Origin of the sequence: Bartonella queenslandensis AUST/NH15 (genome assembly GCF_000312585.1) — a bacterium.
GTDB classification, from domain to species: domain Bacteria; phylum Pseudomonadota; class Alphaproteobacteria; order Rhizobiales; family Rhizobiaceae; genus Bartonella; species Bartonella queenslandensis_A.
This window is the reverse complement of sequence record NZ_HE997985.1, coordinates 69,712-70,326: the sequence shown is the minus strand read 5'-3', so window position 1 is coordinate 70,326 and position 615 is coordinate 69,712. Positions and strand designations below refer to the sequence as shown.

At 31.4% G+C, this 615-nt stretch carries 1 pseudogene; it reads left to right on the top strand.

Going from position 1 to position 615, the window contains the following annotated elements:
- Nucleotides 1-201 (top strand): annotated as a pseudogene (locus tag BN338_RS12665) (UbiH/UbiF family hydroxylase); the annotation flags it as partial.
- Nucleotides 202-615 lie beyond the last annotated feature (414 nt).

Here is a 615-nt window from a genome sequence, read left to right as displayed (position 1 = left end):
AGTCTAGCTGTTCATACCCTCAACTCTGCTTTGCTTTCTCATATGTTGCCTGTTCATATCATGCGCAGTATTGGGCTTGGTTTATTACATAATTGCTCGCCATTACGTAATTTATTGATGCGTGAAGGAATGTATCCTGGTTACGGATTTAAAGAAATGATGCAAATATTTCCAATAAAATCGCCTCAAAAACTCTATTGAGAAATAATGGATAATAACACAAAATAAATGCTAATTTTGTATCTAACTTACTTATCAAAAATAAAAAATAGTAATAAGTGAATAATATATAAAGAACAAGAGAAATATTTCTTTCTAAGAATGCATTTTACAATAAATTTACTTAGTAAAAGAGTTTTCATTCTATTGATTTACGCGCTTGTGTTAAAGCAATATCTAGCACTTAAACCCATTTCGTAATAGCGCCTCGTGTTAATAGTGTAAACGGAAAACTATTGAACACGTTCATTTTCACGCTTATGAAACATGCAAATCAGTACACTTCATCACTGTTTGTCATTCTCTAATGTTTCAACACCCCTTGAGCATTTTCAAGAGGCATTTTATTCCTTCATAGCTTTTTACTCACACATAAGCTCCTTTTTGACATATAAA